General features: G+C 60.9%; 20 protein-coding genes. 17 read left to right on the plus strand and 3 right to left on the minus strand.

Annotated features, from left to right (window positions below; translation table 11 throughout):
* Positions 1–592 precede the first annotated feature (592 nt).
* From ACQY47_RS16580 to madM, 14 genes are all read left to right on the plus strand, one after another.
* A complete protein-coding gene (locus tag ACQY47_RS16580; RefSeq protein WP_169987570.1) occupies positions 593–1,222 on the plus strand; it encodes a nucleotidyltransferase domain-containing protein in 630 nt (209 codons plus the stop codon).
* Positions 1,185–1,619, plus strand: coding sequence for a hypothetical protein (locus ACQY47_RS16585; protein ID WP_169987568.1), 435 nt, complete (start codon positions 1,185–1,187; stop codon positions 1,617–1,619). The genes ACQY47_RS16580 and ACQY47_RS16585 overlap by 38 nt, the downstream gene beginning before the upstream one ends.
* A gap of 234 nt (positions 1,620–1,853) precedes the next feature.
* The gene (locus ACQY47_RS16590) at positions 1,854–2,237 is read left to right on the plus strand and encodes a polymorphic toxin type 44 domain-containing protein (RefSeq protein ID WP_186617006.1); all 384 of its coding nucleotides are present in this window, start codon (positions 1,854–1,856) and stop codon (positions 2,235–2,237) included.
* A complete protein-coding gene (locus ACQY47_RS16595; protein WP_186617008.1) occupies positions 2,215–2,634 on the plus strand; it encodes a hypothetical protein in 420 nt (139 codons plus the stop codon). The genes ACQY47_RS16590 and ACQY47_RS16595 overlap by 23 nt, the downstream gene beginning before the upstream one ends.
* A 325-nt stretch (positions 2,635–2,959) precedes the next feature.
* The gene (locus ACQY47_RS16600) at positions 2,960–3,190 is read left to right on the plus strand and encodes a DUF6124 family protein (protein WP_428550342.1); all 231 of its coding nucleotides are present in this window, start codon (positions 2,960–2,962) and stop codon (positions 3,188–3,190) included.
* Between the two features lie 276 nt (positions 3,191–3,466).
* Complete coding sequence (gene mdcA, locus ACQY47_RS16605; protein ID WP_169987560.1) at positions 3,467–5,137, plus strand: malonate decarboxylase subunit alpha; 1,671 nt, start codon at positions 3,467–3,469, stop codon at positions 5,135–5,137.
* Positions 5,138–5,971, plus strand: coding sequence for a triphosphoribosyl-dephospho-CoA synthase (locus ACQY47_RS16610; protein ID WP_428550345.1), 834 nt, complete (start codon positions 5,138–5,140; stop codon positions 5,969–5,971).
* Positions 5,971–6,270, plus strand: a complete 300-nt coding sequence (locus ACQY47_RS16615) for a malonate decarboxylase subunit delta (protein WP_017139433.1) — start codon at positions 5,971–5,973, stop codon at positions 6,268–6,270. Before ACQY47_RS16610 ends, ACQY47_RS16615 begins: the two co-directional genes overlap by 1 nt.
* The gene (locus tag ACQY47_RS16620; RefSeq protein WP_428550349.1) at positions 6,263–7,105 is read left to right on the plus strand and encodes a biotin-independent malonate decarboxylase subunit beta; all 843 of its coding nucleotides are present in this window, start codon (positions 6,263–6,265) and stop codon (positions 7,103–7,105) included. Before ACQY47_RS16615 ends, ACQY47_RS16620 begins: the two co-directional genes overlap by 8 nt.
* Positions 7,102–7,872, plus strand: coding sequence for a biotin-independent malonate decarboxylase subunit gamma (gene mdcE, locus ACQY47_RS16625; protein WP_428550352.1), 771 nt, complete (start codon positions 7,102–7,104; stop codon positions 7,870–7,872). Before ACQY47_RS16620 ends, mdcE begins: the two co-directional genes overlap by 4 nt.
* Positions 7,866–8,462, plus strand: coding sequence for a malonate decarboxylase holo-ACP synthase (locus ACQY47_RS16630; RefSeq protein ID WP_169987556.1), 597 nt, complete (start codon positions 7,866–7,868; stop codon positions 8,460–8,462). Before mdcE ends, ACQY47_RS16630 begins: the two co-directional genes overlap by 7 nt.
* Positions 8,459–9,358, plus strand: coding sequence for a malonate decarboxylase subunit epsilon (mdcH, locus tag ACQY47_RS16635; protein WP_428550355.1), 900 nt, complete (start codon positions 8,459–8,461; stop codon positions 9,356–9,358). Before ACQY47_RS16630 ends, mdcH begins: the two co-directional genes overlap by 4 nt.
* 67 nt (positions 9,359–9,425) lie before the next feature.
* A complete protein-coding gene (gene madL / locus ACQY47_RS16640) occupies positions 9,426–9,830 on the plus strand; it encodes a malonate transporter subunit MadL (protein ID WP_138813482.1) in 405 nt (134 codons plus the stop codon).
* A 1-nt stretch (position 9,831) separates the two neighbouring features.
* Positions 9,832–10,596 (plus strand): malonate transporter subunit MadM, encoded by a 765-nt coding sequence (gene madM, locus ACQY47_RS16645; protein ID WP_138813483.1) that lies wholly within the window; start codon positions 9,832–9,834, stop codon positions 10,594–10,596.
* A 116-nt stretch (positions 10,597–10,712) separates the two neighbouring features.
* Here the strand turns inward: madM and ACQY47_RS16650 are convergent, their stop codons facing one another.
* Positions 10,713–11,627 carry a LysR family transcriptional regulator gene (locus ACQY47_RS16650; protein ID WP_200430423.1) on the minus strand — a complete coding sequence of 305 codons (915 nt, stop codon included), beginning with the start codon at positions 11,625–11,627 and terminating at the stop codon, positions 10,713–10,715.
* Positions 11,628–12,038: 411 nt separating this feature from the next.
* On the opposite strand from ACQY47_RS16650, the gene trhA reads away from it, so the two are divergent.
* Positions 12,039–12,656, plus strand: coding sequence for a PAQR family membrane homeostasis protein TrhA (trhA, locus tag ACQY47_RS16655; RefSeq protein ID WP_017139425.1), 618 nt, complete (start codon positions 12,039–12,041; stop codon positions 12,654–12,656).
* Positions 12,657–12,763: 107 nt separating this feature from the next.
* On the opposite strand, the gene ACQY47_RS16660 is transcribed toward trhA, so the two are convergent.
* Positions 12,764–13,666 carry a LysR family transcriptional regulator gene (locus ACQY47_RS16660; RefSeq protein WP_170036823.1) on the minus strand — a complete coding sequence of 301 codons (903 nt, stop codon included), beginning with the start codon at positions 13,664–13,666 and terminating at the stop codon, positions 12,764–12,766.
* Between the two features lie 108 nt (positions 13,667–13,774).
* Here ACQY47_RS16660 and ACQY47_RS16665 point away from each other — a divergent pair, with 108 nt between their 5' ends.
* Both ACQY47_RS16665 and ACQY47_RS16670 read left to right on the plus strand, forming a co-directional pair.
* Positions 13,775–15,016: a D-amino acid dehydrogenase gene (locus ACQY47_RS16665; RefSeq protein WP_428550362.1), complete on the plus strand. Its 1,242-nt coding sequence runs from the start codon at positions 13,775–13,777 to the stop codon at positions 15,014–15,016.
* Between the two features lie 31 nt (positions 15,017–15,047).
* Positions 15,048–15,950, plus strand: a complete 903-nt coding sequence (locus ACQY47_RS16670; protein WP_428550365.1) for a transporter substrate-binding domain-containing protein — start codon at positions 15,048–15,050, stop codon at positions 15,948–15,950.
* Positions 15,951–16,082: 132 nt separating this feature from the next.
* Here the strand turns inward: ACQY47_RS16670 and ACQY47_RS16675 are convergent, their stop codons facing one another.
* Complete coding sequence (locus ACQY47_RS16675; protein WP_428550368.1) at positions 16,083–16,802, minus strand: 16S rRNA (uracil(1498)-N(3))-methyltransferase; 720 nt, start codon at positions 16,800–16,802, stop codon at positions 16,083–16,085.
* Positions 16,803–16,914: the final 112 nt, after the last annotated feature.

Genomic DNA, 16,914 nt, shown 5'->3' on the forward strand with positions numbered 1-16,914 from the left:
AAAAGGGGACCGCTATCTAACTAGCATCACCGAACACATGTGGGAGCTGGCTTGCCTGCGATAGCAGACTGTCAGCCGACACCTTCGTAGCTGACCCACCGCCATCGCAGGCAAGCCAGCTCCCACAGGGGGCTCTGTGCGGCAGCCTGAAAGTAGCCGCAGGTCGCGGATTACTTGAGATGATCGTTCCCACGCTCCGCGTCACCCTTGCGCTGGTCTTGAGTCTTGTGCTGCCTGGCGGGACGCGGAGCGTCCCAGGCGGCATTCCCACGCGGAGCGTGGGAACGATCCAAATGGCAGAGCTGAGTCAGCTGTTGGTCGACAGAGCACTGGAACACGTCAGCCCTGCCTGAGTAGTCCCAAAAGGGGACCGCTATCTAACTAGCATCACCGAACACATGTGGGAGCTGGCTTGCCTGCGATAGCGGACTGTCAGCCGACACCTTCGTAGCTGACCCACCGCCATCGCAGGCAAGCCAGCTCCCACAGGAGCTCTGTGCGGCAGCCTGAAAGTAGCCGCAGGTCGCGGATGACTTGATCGTTCCCAAAAAGGGACCTATCGTTCCCTTTTTGGGACTCTTTGGCCGCTGCCATGCAAACCTTGCCGCTTAGCACCGCACTCTTCACCAACACCCAGCAAAAAGTGCTGGGCCTGCTGTTCGGCAAGCCAGGTCAAAGTTTCTACACCAATGAAATCGCACGCTCGGCTCAAGTGGGCAAAGGCAGCCTCACCCGCGAGCTGGAGCGTTTGCAGTTGGCGGGCATCTTGAGCATGACGCGCCAAGGCAATCAGACCCACTACCAGGCTAATCCCCAATGCCCGATTTACTCGGAGTTGTTGGCCATCGTGCGCAAGACCCTCAGTCTGGACGAACCCTTGCGCAATGCATTGGCACCGTTCGCGGAGCAGATAACCTGGGCCTTTATCTACGGCTCCATCGCCAAGGGCGAGGCGCACTCATCCAGTGACATAGATCTGATGCTGATCGGCCAAAGCCTCAACTACAGTGAAGTCATGGAGCAACTCATGCCGCTGGAAGAGCAACTGGGCCGCACCATCAACCCGACGCTTTACACCCCTGACGACTGGACCAGCAAATGGAATGCCGGGAACAGTTTTGTGCAGCGGGTCGTGCAGCAGGACAAGATCAATCTGATGGGGGGCAACCCTCAGGAGTCCATGGATGGACAGCAAGGCAAACCTGGAGAACCTGCAACGTAGCGGTGGCTTGAAGGCTGAGCCGCCGGATCGCAAAGAGTGTGATGGGCTGATGCGCTCGGCGCGGGATCGGTTGAGGGATGCAGGTAACCCGCAGTTAGCATTCGCCAGTCGTTTCGACTTGGCATACAACGCCGCCCACGCTATCTCGCTCACAGCTCTGCGCCTGCGCGGTTATCGCTCCGACAAACGCTATTTGGTCTTTCAATGCCTGATCCACACCGTCGACGCGAACAAGGTGCAGGTGAGGTTATTGGCGCTGTGTCATGAGCGCCGCAACCTGGCGGAATATGAAGGATATATGGATGAGGATGAGGCGTTGCTTGGGCAGTTGATGGACGGCGCGACGATGCTGCTGGGCAAAGTGGAAGAAGTGTTGGCTATTCATCGGTGGGAATGACGCGAGTCCTCGCAGCACCGTCAATCCAATGTGGGAGCTGGCTTGACTAAAAATTGTTTTTGATGACCGTATCTTTTCGCCGTTTCGGATCTGCTAATGATGCGGATTGACCGCTCACATGTCGGAATGGGCTGTAGTTGTTGTAGGTCGGTTCTGCATTTGGATTAAGCGGGTTTTCAGGTCTGAGTGGAGTGGCTAGTTTCTGCGCTCCTCACTGCCTGCAAGGATCCGCAAATGGCTGTTCCGCTAATGCCGCCGGGTGTTTCAATTTTTGAAAACATGGCGATTTCTCGATGTAAACGCACCCACCTCAAACCCGGCTCGGCATTCGCCTATTCCTGGTTTTACTCCCAGGTTCGGGCAGCCGGACCTTGGAACTACAAGAAGAGAGGGAGCGAGTACGAAGCGTTTGGTAACTTCAATTACGGCGCTACGGGGACAGTGTTGGGCATTCCCGAGCACGTATTACTGCGAGCTGCCGGCGTGGCGCAAACTGTTGCAAAAACGACACTCCCGGATTTCGGTACATGGTGGGGCGGTGAGCCTTTTGGTGATGATCCACGGGACCAATATTGGATAAGAAGAGGGATTGAATATGCAATTTCCCAAGGCCACTAAACGCCTCGGACCGTTACTGCGCAATTGCCTGCTCATCGTCTGCCTTCTCTATATCGGCGCCAGTTGGATCATGTCTGCCGGAGCACCGGATCTGGATGAAGTGGTGTTGAAGCATTCCTTGGGCAACGGCACCTCCATCTACGGTGCTCGAGACGGTCAGGGTGGAGCGACGGTGGGTTTTTCCTATAGGTACTACGTCCATGAGGATTTGGGGAGTGATCAGGAAATACTCGCCGCATTGGTGTCTGCTCATCCTTTTCTGAAAACAAAAAAACCTGAAGTTCAGGTGAGTGATGAGGGAAGCGCTCTACTTCTTCATATTCAAGGAGAGGTCTACGAGTACCACAGCTTTGCACTGGAAGGCTTGGGGTCGGTCAAGGTGGTGATGGCGCTTTGATGGGCCAGCCTTCGGAATTTTCCTGCAAGATTTCGGGCTGTGCATGAACTTGTTGTGGATAGTCATGGCGGCTAGTCTTCGTCTCGTCATCGAAAAACGATGACACGGACGTGCAAGTCCGACGAAACTGTTTAGGCGTACAAACGCCCAGCCAACCACGGGCGTTTTTTGTGCTCGCTGCTTTATGGCGGCTGCGCGCAGGAGGTCTTCGGACCTGCTGGGTGTCCTAAACAGGCCCGGTCTTGCACACCTGCGCACGGTCGCCACCCTCATTCGCGTGCAAGCGAACGGTGGCGCTCCTTACTAACTGTTTAGGAGCTTCATCATGGTTAAACCTACCCCTAATCCGCCCCTCTTCACCGTAAACCCCCACCAAAACACCGAAGCTCTACTGGCCAATGCCAGCGAAACCCTGTGCTCCCTCAACGCACTGACCTGCCACTTGGCCTTCGACCTGGACCCCGCCCAGCGCGCGAGTATGTTGGCGATTCAGCAAATGGCAGAGCTGAGTCAGCTGTTGGTCGATAGAGTACTGGAACAAGTCAGCCCTGCTTAAGCGGTCCCTGATTGGAACCGCTATCTAACACACACCACCGAACACATGTGGGAGCTGGCTTGCCTGCGATAGCGGACTGTCAGCCGACACCTTCATAGCTGACCCACCGCCATCGCAGGCAAGCCAGCTCCCACCTTTGATTTTCATTTGGCTTGAATCCAGCATTCACTGATGTTCCGTTACTCCAGCCGTAACGATCCACCGCCGGGCTTGATTGATGCCCCCTACATTCACTCCTAAGGTACAGCCCACGACAGCAAACCCCGTGGAGCGACCATGACAACAACCATCACCCCCGATTCGCGCTGGACGCGGCGGCGCGACGAGAAGCAGCGGCGGCTCGGGCTGGTCAAGCAGTACGCAGACGGGGCAGTGTTGCCCAGTGACAAAATCGTCGAGGCGCTGGAAGCGCTGATCCTGCCCGGCGACCGGGTGGTGCTGGAGGGCAATAACCAGAAGCAAGCCGATTTTCTCTCGCGCTCACTGGCCAAGGCCGACCCGACCAAGCTCCACGATTTGCACATGATCATGCCCAGTGTCGGCCGTTCCGAGCACCTGGACCTGTTTGAAAAAGGCATCGCGCGCAAGCTGGATTTCTCCTTCGCCGGCACCCAGTCCCTGCGCATCAGCCAGTTGCTCGAAGATGGCCTGCTGGAAATCGGCGCGATCCACACCTACATCGAACTCTACGCACGGCTGGTGGTTGACCTGATCCCCAACGTGGTGCTTTCGGCCGGTTTCATGGCCGACCGCGCCGGCAATATCTACACCGGCGCCAGTACCGAAGACACTCCGGCGCTGATCGAACCCGCCGCGTTCAGTGATGGCATCGTGATCGTGCAGGTCAACCAGTTGGTCGACGACGTCACTGACTTGCCCCGCGTCGACATCCCGGCCAGTTGGGTGGATTTTGTGGTGGTGGCCGACAAGCCGTTCTACATCGAACCGCTGTTTACCCGCGACCCGCGTCATATCAAGCCGGTGCATGTGCTGATGGCGATGATGGCGATCCGTGGCATCTACGAAAAACACAATGTGCAGTCGCTCAACCACGGCATTGGTTTCAACACCGCCGCCATTGAGTTGATCCTGCCGACCTACGGCGAGTCCCTGGGCCTCAAGGGCAAGATCTGCCGCAACTGGACCCTCAACCCGCACCCAACGTTGATCCCCGCGATCGAAAGCGGCTGGGTGGAAAGCGTGCATTGCTTCGGCACCGAACTGGGCATGGAAAACTACATCGCCGCCCGCCCGGATGTATTCTTCACCGGCCGCGACGGCTCGATGCGTTCCAACCGGATGTTCTGCCAACTGGCCGGCCAATACGCGGTGGACCTGTTTATCGGCGCCACCCTACAAGTGGACGGAGACGGGCATTCCAGCACCGTGACCCGTGGCCGTCTCGCCGGTTTTGGCGGCGCGCCTAACATGGGCCACGACCCACGCGGCCGCCGTCACGGTACGCCGGCCTGGCTCGATATGCGCCACGACGACGCGCCGGAGGCTTTACTGGAACGCGGCAAAAAGCTTGTGGTGCAAATGGTCGAGACCTTCCAGGAAGGCGGCAAACCCACCTTCGTCGAAACCCTCGACGCCGTGGAAGTCGCACGCAAAAGCGGCATGCCGCTGGCGCCGATCATGATCTACGGCGACGACGTGACTCACCTGCTCACCGAAGAAGGCATCGCCTATCTGTATAAGGCGCGCTCGCTGGAAGAGCGTCAGGCGATGATCGCCGCCGTTGCAGGCGTCACCGCCATCGGCATGCGCCACAACCCCAAGGACACTGCGCGCATGCGCCGCGAAGGCTTGATCGCCTTGCCCGAAGACCTTGGCATTCGCCGCACCGATGCCACCCGCGAGCTGCTCGCCGCCAAGAGCGTGGCCGACCTGGTGGATTGGTCCGGTGGCCTGTACAACCCGCCCGCCAAGTTCAGGAGCTGGTAAATGCGCGCCCTCAAACTGCATGAACTGAGCCTCGCCGATCGCCTGGCGGATATGGCTGTGGATGCCTTGATTGATGAGGCTGACCTGTCGCCCAAACCCGCATTGGTAGACCGTCGCGGCAATGGCGCCCATCACGATTTGCACCTGGGCCTGATGCACGCCTCGGCGCTGTCGTTGTGGCCGATGTTCAAGGAAATGGCCGAAGCGGCGCTTGAGTTCGGTGAAGTGGGTTTGCCCTTGCGCGAAGCCCTCGGGCGTATCGGGCGCGAAGGTGAGCAAGCCATGCTCGCCACCACCCAAGGCGTGAATACCCATCGCGGCGCGATCTGGGCCCTCGGTTTGCTTACTGCCGCAGCGGCTCTGGAGCCACGCGCCGTCACGCTCACCGCCGCCAAACTGGCCTTGCTCAACGACCGTTTCGCCCCGCAACCGCTAAGCCATGGTGCGCAAGTCGCGCAACGCTACGGCGCACGCGGTGCCCGTGAAGAAGCGCAACTGGGCTTCCCTGCCGTGGTGCAACGCGGCCTGCCGCAGTTGCACAAAAGCCGCCGGCAAAACGCCGGTGAACAAAATGCGCGCCTGGACGCCTTGCTCGCGATCATGACGGACCTGGCCGACACCTGCGTGCTCTACCGAGCCGGCACCGAAGGCCTGCGCGCCATGCAACGCGGCGCCCAGGCGGTGCTGGACGCTGGCGGCAGCGCGAGCCTCGCCGGGCGCCGCCAACTGCACGACCTCGACCAGCAACTCCTGGCCCTGAATGCCTCCCCCGGCGGCGCCGCCGACCTGTTGGCCGCCTGCCTGTTTATCGACCGCCTCGACGGAGCGTTGTGATGGAAACCTTATCCTTTGAATTCCCCGCCGGGCAGCCGCCCAAAGGCCGTGCGCTGGTGGGTTGCGTCGGCTCCGGCGACCTGGAAGTGCTGCTGGAACCAGGCACGCCCGGCACGCTGACCATTCAAGTGCAGACCTCCGTGAATGGCGCCGAGCAACGCTGGCAGCATCTGTTCGAACGGATCTTCCAGGAGCAGACGCCACCGGCTTTGAAGATTGACATCCACGACTTCGGCGCCACGCCCGGCGTGGTGCGTTTGCGCCTGGAACAGGGTTTCGAGGAGATCGGCCATGACTGATTTACTCAACAAGCACAGCTTCGTCGAACTCGGTGCGCGGCAGCGAGCCAAGGCGTTGCTGGACAGCGGCACTTACCGCGAACTGATCGACCCGTTCCAACGCGTGATGTCGCCGTGGCTCAGCCGCCAAGGCGTGGTGCCGCAAGCGGATGACGGCGTGGTGATCGCTAAAGGCAGCATCGCCGGGTTGCCGGTGGTGATTGCTGCCATTGAGGGCAATTTCCAGGGCGGCAGCCTCGGTGAAGTGGGCGGCGCAAAAATCGCCGGTGCCCTCGAACTGGCGGCTGAAGACAACCGCAACGGTGTTCCGACCCGTGCCGTGCTGCTGCTGGAAACCGGCGGCGTGCGCTTGCAGGAAGCCAACCTCGGTTTGGCTGCGATTGCCGATATCCATGCGGCGATTGTCGACCTGCGCCAGTACCAGCCGGTAGTCGGCGTGGTGGCGGGTAGTGTTGGTTGTTTTGGTGGCATGTCCATCGCCGCCGGGTTGTGCAGTTATCTGGTGGTCACCCGCGAAGCACGCCTGGGCTTGAATGGCCCACAAGTGATCGAGCAGGAAGCGGGGCTGGAAGAGTACGACTCCCGCGACCGGCCGTTTATCTGGAGCCTTACCGGCGGCGAGCAACGCTTCAACAGCGGCCTGGCCGACCGTTATGTGGCGGACGATGTGGCGCAGATCCAACAGACCGTCAGCGGCTTGCTGCAACAGGGTTTGCCCGAGCAACAGCGTAGCCGTCAGATCAATTTCTACCTGGCGCGCCTTACCGAGCTGGACGCAACGCCGCAAATAGACCCCGCGACGGTGCGCGACCTGTATCAAGGAGAACGTCCATGAGAGGCTTGCAGTGGTTCAACGCATTGAGCGTCGGCGCAACGCCTGTCGAAGGGTTGCCCGACTCATTGAAGGTTGCAGACGGCGTAGTGGGTGAACAGGCCGTGCGCTTTATTGCCGTGGTCACCGATGCGCAAAATCGTTTCCCGCGTGCGCGCAACGGCGAAGTCGGTTTACTGGAGGGCTGGGGCCTTGCCAAGGCTGTCGACGAAGCCATCGAGAAGGGCGACAAACGCCCCATCATCGCTATCGTCGATGTACCCAGCCAAGCCTACGGCCGTCGCGAAGAAGCCCTCGGCATCCATCAGGCCCTGGCCGCTGCCGCCGACAGCTATGCCCGTGCTCGCTTGGCCGGGCACCCGGTGATTGCGCTGCTGGTGGGCAAAGCCATGTCCGGTGCATTCCTTGCTCACGGTTATCAGGCTAACCGCATGATCGCCCTGCGTGACCCTGGCGTGATGGTGCACGCCATGGGCAAGGCCTCGGCGGCGCGGGTGACCTTGCGCAGTGTTGAAGAACTCGAGGCCCTGGCCGCCAGCGTGCCGCCCATGGCCTATGACATTGACAGCTATGCCAGCCTGGGTTTGCTCTGGGAAACCCTGTCAGTCAGCCAGATTGAACAGCCCACCGCGGACGACGTGACGCGGGTCAGCGATTGCCTGCTGCACGCCATTGAAGATATCCACAGCCCGGATCTGAAAGCGCGCCTCGGTGCGAGCAATCGCGCCGCCTCAAGCCACGTACGCCAACTGCTGCGGGAGCAATGGTGAACGCCCACGACTTGCTCTGGGGCATGACCCCGGCGCATCTGCCCGCTGATGCGCCGGCCTGGGTGCTGGACGTGATCAGCGCCGGTCACCCGGTGGTGGTGCGTCGCGCCACGGTCGAGCCGGGTGACGTGGCTGTGGGTGTGCGCGGGCGCTTGCGTGAGCAGCGCTTTGCGGCGCTGATGCCCCTTGTGGCAGTGCAACGACGCGTGACGCCGCAAGATTTGCGCAGTGTGGTCTCGTCGCGGGATCTACCGGCATTGCGTGCGCTTGATCAACTGCGCCCAGTGCTGGCGCAGCAGGACTGGGGCGTCACCGGCAGTGCAGGGTTCGAGCTGGCCAGCGGCATTGAAGCACTGCATGCCCAAAGCGATCTGGATTTGATGCTGTGCACACCCGAGCCATTTGAGCGCAACGCCGCACGCAATCTGTTGGCGTTGTTGGACTCGGCCGAATGCGCTGTCGACCTGCAACTGCAAACCCCGTTTGGCGCTGTCGCCTTGCGTGAATGGGCTGGCGAATCACGCCGGGTGCTGCTTAAAACCACCCACGGCGCGCACCTTGTACTCGACCCCTGGCAGGCCGTGGCATGAGCAGCCTTCTGGTATTTCCAGGGCAGGGCGCCCAGCGCACGGGCATGCTGCAAGGGTTGCCTGCCCACGTCCTGGAAGAAGCCAGTGATGCACTGGGCGAAGACGCAAGCCTGCTCGATTCGGCCCAAGCCCTGGCCAGCACGCGTGCCGTGCAACTCTGCCTGTTGATCACCGGTGTGGCCCACGCCCGCCAATTGCAACGCACGCCTGATTACGTGGCGGGCCTGTCCATCGGCGCCTACCCGGCCGCCGTCATCGCTGGTGCGCTGGAGTTTGCTGACGCGGTTAAGCTGGTGAGCCTGCGCGGCGAACTGATGCAAAACGCTTATCCACAAGGCTTTGGCATGACCGCGATCATCGGACCGCAGTTATCCACAGTCGAAACGCTGCTGGCTGAAATCCACAGCCCACAAACCCCGGTGTACCTGGCCAACATCAACGCCGACAACCAGACCGTCATCGCCGGCAGTGACGAAGCCATGCAGCGTGTCGCGCAACGCATCAAAGGCAACGGCGTGGCCAAGCGCCTGGCCGTGAGCGTGCCATCCCATTGCGTGCTGCTGAACGAACCCGCCGAGGCATTGGCGCAGGCGTTTGTAACGCTCAAGGCGCCGCGCATTACCTACCTGAGCAGCACCCGCGCGCGGCCGATCCACAACCCCGAGCAACTGCGCGACGACCTGGCTTTCAACATGTGCCGCATCGTCGACTGGCGCGGCACCGTGCAAAGCGCCTACGAGCGTGGTGTGCGCCTGCAAATCGAATTGCCGCCTGGCGCGGTACTCACTGGCCTGTCTCGCCGTGTCTTCGAGCAAGGCAGCGTAATCGCCTATGAAGGCGCACGCCTGGACACCTTGCAGGCCCTGCTGCAAGAGGAGGAGCGCCGCCACCGATAAAGCACCACCCAAGGCTTTCGAAGCACAAAAACAACAATTTCGATGAAGCACTTCGAGGACTACAACGATGATTATTTACGGTGTGGCATTGCTGGCGATCTGCATGCTGGCGGGCGTGATCCTGGGCGACATGCTTGGCGTGTTGCTCGGGGTTAAATCCAATGTGGGCGGGGTAGGCATCGCGATGATCCTGCTGATCTGCGCACGCTTATGGATGCAAAAACGCGGCGGCATGACCAAGGATTGCGAGATGGGCGTAGGCTTCTGGGGCGCGATGTACATTCCGGTGGTGGTGGCGATGGCGGCGCAACAAAACGTGGTCACCGCCCTGCACGGCGGCCCGGTCGCAGTACTGGCCGCGATTGGCTCCGTGGTGGTGTGCGGGTGCACCATCGCGCTGATCAGTCGCACGCACAAGGGTGAACCATTGCCCGCCGAAGAGCCGCTGATTGTGCCTGCGGGAGGTCGCTGATATGTGGCCTCTTATTCAGAAAGGTTTGGAAAATAACAGCCTGGTCACCGCCTTTGCCTTCGTGGGCGTGGTGATGTGGATTTCTGTGGTGCTGTCCAAGCGCCTGACGTTCGGGCGCATTCATGGCTCGGCAATCGCCATCGTTATCGGCTTGGTGCTGGCTTGGGTCGGCGGCACCCTGACCGGCGGGCAAAAAGGCTTGGCCGATATGGCGCTGTTCTCCGGTATCGGCTTGATGGGCGGCGCGATGCTGCGTGACTTCGCCATTGTCGCCACCGCGTTTGAAGTGCAAGCCACGGAAGCCCGTAAGGCCGGATTGATCGGCGTGATTGCGCTGCTGCTCGGCACCGTATTGCCATTTATTGTCGGCGCGAGCATGGCGTGGGCGTTTGGTTATCGCGATGCAATCAGCATGACCACCATTGGTGCGGGCGCCGTGACTTACATCGTCGGCCCGGTAACGGGTGCGGCGATCGGCGCGACCTCGGATGTGATGGCGTTGTCGATTGCCACCGGGCTGATCAAGGCAATTCTGGTGATGGTCGGCACGCCCGTGGCGGCGCGCTGGATGGGCCTGGATAACCCGCGTTCGGCGATGGTGTTTGGTGGGTTGGCCGGCACCGTGAGTGGGGTGACGGCGGGGCTGGCGGCGACGGATCGGCGGTTGGTGCCGTATGGCGCGTTGACGGCCACGTTTCATACCGGGCTTGGGTGTTTGCTGGGGCCTTCGCTGTTGTACTTCATTGTGCGTGGGATCGTCGGTTAATTATTGCCGGCTGTAAGGGCCTCATCGCAGGCAAGCCAGCTCCCACATTTTGATGTGTGAATACATCCAGTGTGGGAGCTGGCTTGTCGGGACGCCGCATCGCTGCGATGGCGGTCTCAAGCCTGCCGGTTGGCATACATCCGACACTCCGCCAGCAACGCCAGCAAGTTCGGATCACGCTCCTTGGCCTTCAAAAACACCACGCCAATATGCTGCTGCAACCGATACCGCGGTTGCAGCGGTATGAGCTTCACGCGGTTCTCATACACCGCCGCAATCCTTCCCGGCAGCAACGCATAACCCACGCCTGAACTGACCATGCTCAGCAGCGTGAAAATGTCGTTCACCTGCATCGCCACCTTCGGCTCAAACCCCGCCTGCTTGAACACCCGATTGCCGTCCTGATGGGTGGCGAAGCCTTGGGTGAGGGTAATGAAAGTAGCGTCGCGCACATCCGCCAGGTCGATTTGCTGCTCACGGTCGAAGGGTGAATCGGCTGGAGTGGCGAGGAAGATGTCGTCGGAAAACAGCGCGATCTGTTCGCAGTCGGGGTCGTTGGCGTGGTCGTCGAGGGAGATGAGGATCGCGTCGACTTCCATGTTCTTGAGCTTGTAGAGCAAGTCAAAGTTGGAACCCAGGATCAGGTCGATATTGAGTTCGCTGCGCCTGATTTTAAGGCCCATGATCAATTGCGGCACGGTTTTGACCGTCAGCGAATACAGCGAGCCCAGCTTGAAGCGCTCGGCGGAAAACCCGGCGGCTTCGCGGGTCAGGCGCACGCTGTCGACCACATCGGCGACCAGTTTCTGCGCGCGTTCTTCGAGCACGTAGGCACTTTCCAGCGGCGTGAGGTTGCGCCCTTCATGCTTGAACAGCGGGCAGCGCAGCGCGTTTTCCAGGGAGTGGATGGCGCGGTGCACGCTGACGTTGCTGGTTTGCAGCTCGGCAGCGGCGCGGGCCAGGTTGCCGGTGCGCATGAACGCCAGGAAGATTTCCAGTTTCTTGAGGGTGAATTCTTCGTCGATCAGCATGGCCGTGGCTCGGGTTCGAATGCCATCGATTGTGCCCCTAAAACCCGTTCACTCCCAGCGATGCGCTGCACAGGCCCAGCACCAGGCGGGTGTACCGAAGGGAACAGGTACAGCCCGCGCACGGTCACAATCGCACCCGGCAAGCCATGCAGGTGGCGATATTGGGGCCGGGCCATGGAGATTGCCGTATGTGGGAGCTGGCTTGCCTGCGATGAGGTCTGTCAATTATTGAATGATGGGCTGACACACCGCTATCGCAGGCAAGCCAGCTCCCACAGGACTCAGTGAGTGATCCATCGGCACGGGGTCGTTGGGCAAAGGCAGAAATGCGTGTTACCTGCAACAGTGCCGGTAGCGTCAGAATGGTCCTGGCACAACCATGTGGTAACGGTTATTCGAGGTGAGTGACACATGTATCACGGGGAACGATTCAACGCCTGGAGCCACTTGGCCGGGGCGGTTGCCGCTTTTGTCGGCGCAGTGTGGATGTTGGTGGTGGCGAGCCTGGACGGCAGCCCCTGGAAGATCGTCAGTGTGGCGATTTATGGTTTTACCCTGCTGGTGCTGTACAGCGCGTCCACCGTGTACCACAGCGTGCAGGGGCGGCGAAAAGAGATCATGCAGAAGGTTGATCACTTTTCGATCTACCTGCTGATTGCCGGCAGCTACACACCCTTTTGCCTGGTGACGCTGCGCGGGCCGTGGGGTTGGACGCTGTTTGGAATCGTGTGGGGGCTGGCGGTGATCGGCATTTTGCAGGAGATCAAGCCGCGTTCCGAGGCGCGGATTCTTTCGATTGTGATCTATGCGGTGATGGGCTGGATTGTGCTGGTGGCGGTCAAGCCACTGATTGCCGCGCTGGGCACGGCGGGGTTTATCTGGCTGGCGTCGGGCGGGGTGTTGTACACCGTCGGCATCATCTTTTTTGCCCTGGAGGATCGCCTGCGGCATTCCCATGGGATCTGGCATTTGTTTGTGATCGGCGGCAGTTTGCTGCACTTTGTGGCGATCATGCATTACGTGCTGTGACCTGTGGACGCTGGCTTTTTTTGGGAGCTGGCTTGTGTGGGAGCTGGCTTGCCTGCGATAGCGTCGGCACATTCAATACCGCTATCGCAGGCAAGCCAGCTCCCACATTACAAGCGTTCCAGCAGCTCTCGCGCTCGGTTGCCGAAAATGTCCAACAGGTTCGCCAACATATGTGGCGGTGGCTCATCAGCGCGGGTCAGGGCGTACAGGGTGATCGGCAACGGCGGCGTGAGCGGGCGAATGCAGGTGGTCGCCGTTGACGCGCCGAGGGCGGTAAACGGGTCGATCACCGTCAACCCGGCACCTGACTCCACCATCGCCCGGGCCAGGGAATAGGTCTGTACGGCAATGCTCACCCGTGGCGGTGGGTCGACGTTTTCCAGGTAGCTGTCGAGCTTGGCGGCCAACGGGTCGGCACTCGACAGGCCAATCAACGGCGCACCCGCCAGGTCCGCCAATGGCAGGGGCTTGCTCAGCTCGGCATCCGACCAATAACCCTTTGACGCCAGCGCCACCAACACGCCATTGGCCAGCACTTGCGTGGTCAGCCCCGGATGGCCGGAGAAGTTCAGCGTCAGCGCCAGGTCAATCTCACGCATCAGCAGCTTCTGCACCAGCTCGCGGCTGTGGTCGCTGGACAGCTCACAGGCAATGTCCGGGTAGTCGCGCTTCCATTCCAGAATCGCCGGCGGCAGCAGCGACAGGGCCAGTGCCGGAATCGCACCAATACGCACACTTTGGCCCGGCTCACGGCGCAGGCTCTTGGCCAGGCGCCGCACGCCTTGCAGGCTTTCGGTGACTTTCTCGACTTCGCTTTCCAGCGCCAGCGCTTCCGGTGTGGGCTGCAGTTTGCCGCGCACCCGTAAAAACAGCGCAAAGCCCAACTGCAACTCGGCGTGCTGCAGCACCTTGGTCACCGCCGGTTGCGAGACGTGCAACAGCTGCGCGGCGGCGCTGACGGAGCCGGTCTGGCGGATGGCCTGGAAGATTTCGATATGACGCAGGCGCATGGCAAGTCCATAACCTTTGTTTATAGATGACCCATCTTTATTCATTGTCGGCGACCTGTCACCTGGCCCTAGGCTTGGTGCCAGTCAATTCAATAGCGGGTGGCAGCAATGGCCAAGCGGGTTTGCATCATCGGTGGTGGCGTTATCGGCTTGGCAAGCGCCTATGCCCTGGTGCGTGCAGGCCATGAGGTGACAGTGATCGACACGCGGGACAGCCTCGGCAGCGAGACCAGTTTCGCCAATGGCGGGCAACTGTCCTACCGCTATGTCGCGCCGTTGGCCGACAAAGGTGTGCCGCTGCAAGCCATCGGCTGGTTGCTGCGCGGTGATTCGCCGCTGAAGCTGCGCCCGCGTCTCGACCCGCAGCAATGGCGCTGGATGGCGGCCTTTATCGGCGCCTGCCGTGGCTCGGTGAACACGCGCAATGCCGCGCACCTGCTGCGCCTGGCGTCCTTGAGCCAGGCCACGCTGGAGCAATGGCGCGAAGGCGATCGCCTGGAGGGCTTCGATTGGCGCCGCAACGGCAAACTGGTGACGTTTCGTAACGCCGCCTCCTTTGAGCATGCGCGCAGCAAGGTCAGCAATAACGTGCAGCAGCAAGTGTTGTCCGTGGCCGATTGTGCGCACTTGGAGCCAGCGTTAATGGGCGCCGACTTTCTCGGTGGCATCTACACGCCGAACGAGGAGGTGGCTGACTGTCACGCCTTCTGCCAACGGCTGGCGGCCCGGCTCGAAGCCTCGGGGCGCTGCAGGTTTTTGCTGGGCCGCAAGGTCACTCGCATACGCCACGCCGACGGCGCGGTGCAGGCCATCGAGTTGGGTGACGAGGTGATGGCGGTGGATCAACTGGTGCTGGCGGCCGGGCATCGCAGCGCGCAATTGGGTTTGCCAGGGTTGTCATTGCCACTGTATCCGCTCAAGGGCTACAGCCTGAACGTGCCGATTGGCGCACATCACCAGGCGCCGAACGTGAGTGTCACCGACTATGACCGCAAGATCGTGTATGCGCGCATCGGCGAGCAACTGCGGGTCGCGGCCATGGTGGATATCGTCGGCTTTGATGCAGGCCTTGAGCCCAAGCGTCTGGCGCTGATGAAACGCCAGGCCATGGAGACATTCCCAACGGCCGGCGATTACACCCACGCAGTCGAATGGGCCGGCATGCGCCCGGCAACGCCCAGCGGCGTGCCGCTGATCGGCGCCAGCGCCTATCGAAACCTGTGGTTGAACCTGGGCCACGGTGCCCTGGGTTTTACCCTGGCCTGCGGCAGCGGGCAATTGCTGGCCGAACTGATCAGCGAACACGCGCCTTCCATCGATATGCAGGGCCTCACGCCCCGCGCTGCATAATTGGATTCATCACCAGCAACGGAGAATAACAATGAAAAAAATCCTGTTGACCGGCTGCACCCTGGGGCTGTTGTTTGGCGCACAGGTTCAGGCCAATGAAGCCCCGCTGGACGGCACCTTGAGCAAAATCGCGAATGCCAAGTCCATCACCTTGGGGTATCGCGATGCCTCGGTGCCGTTTTCCTACGTGAGCGACAACAGTGGTAAGCCCATGGGCTATTCGGTGGAGTTGGCGAACAAGATCGTTGAGCGCATCCAGCAGAAAATCGGGGTGGCCAAGCTGAATGTTAAGTACAACCTGGTGACCTCTCAGACCCGTATTCCGCTGGTGCAAAACGGCACCGTCGACCTGGAATGCGGTTCCACCGGTGTCACCGCCGAGCGGCAGAAGCAGGTGGCGTTTTCCTACGGGTTTATCTATGTGAAGGGCCAACTGCTGACCGCCAAGGACAGTGGCATCCAGGGCTTTAAAGACCTCGCGGGCAAGAACGTGGTGACCACGGCCGGCACCACCAATGAACGCTTTCTCAAGCGCTACAACGCCGACCACAAAGCCAATATGTTTGTGATCAGCGCCAAGGACCATGGCGAAGCGTTCAAAATGCTCGAGACCGGCCGCGCAGTGGCGTTCTACATGGACGATGCGTTGCTCTACGGTGAGCGCGCCAAGGCCCGAGACCCGCACCACTGGGTGGTGGTGGGCAAGGAACAGTCGCGGGAGATTTACAGCTGCATGCTGCGCAAGGACGACCCGCAGTTTCTAGCGGTGGTCAACGAAACGCTCGCCGACCTGTACCGCTCCGGGGAGATCAACGGGATTTACCAGCGTTGGTTTGAACAGCCGATTCCGCCCAAGGGCCTGAACCTGGAGTTTCCGATGACCAGCGAGTTGAAAGCGATTATTGCCAAGCCGGTGAGTGACCCGGTGGAATAGCGAAGTGTTAACCCGATTACTGTGGGAGCTGGCTTGCCTGCGATAGCGGTGTTGAATGTGCCGACGCTATCGCAGCGGTGCGGCGTCCCGACAAGCCAGCTCCCACAGTTTTGATTGGATTTGCAGCGAGGGTTAGAAGTCGCCCCAGAGTTGTTGGGCCACAGCCAGCGCCACGACCGGCGCGGTTTCGGTGCGCAGCACCCGCGGGCCGAGGCGGGCGGCGTGGAAGCCGGCAGCTTGGGCGGTTGCGACTTCTGCGTCGGTCAACCCACCTTCGGGCCCTATCAGGAACGCCAGGCTCGATGGCTTGGCGTGGCTGACCATCGGCTCGGCCACCGGGTGCAGCACCAGCTTCAAATCCGCCTCGGCTTGCTTCAACCAGTCGGCCAGTAACAGCGGCGGGTGAATCACCGGCACTGTCGAACGCCCGCATTGCTCGCAGGCGCTGATCGCCACTTGGCGCCAGTGCAGCAGGCGTTTGTCGGCGCGTTCGTCCTTCAGGCGTACTTCGCAGCGGTCGCTGAAGATCGGCGTGATTTCATTCACACCCAGTTCGGTGGCTTTCTGGATCGCCCAATCCATGCGCTCGCCCCGGGACAGGCCTTGGCCGAGGTGGATGTGCAGCGGTGATTCGGTCTGGCCCGCAAAGCGTTCCGTGAGTTGCACGGTAACGCGTTTTTTCCCGACTTCCAGCAAGGTGCCGAGGAATTCCTGGCCGGAGCCGTCGAACAGTTGTACGGCGTCGCCTTCACCCATGCGCAATACGCGGCTGATGTAATGCGCCTGGGCTTCGGGCAATTCATGGTCGCCGATGCTGAGCGGGGTGTCGGTGAAAAAGCGGGACAGTCTCATTTCTGTTCTCTGGAAGTGGTGTGCAGAGCGGACGCGGAGCGTGGGAACGATCATACAAAACCTGTGGGAGCCGGGCTTGCCCGCGATAGCGGTAGACCCGACACCCGATCAG

The organism is Pseudomonas edaphica (assembly GCF_965277385.1).
Lineage (GTDB): Bacteria > Pseudomonadota > Gammaproteobacteria > Pseudomonadales > Pseudomonadaceae > Aquipseudomonas > Aquipseudomonas edaphica.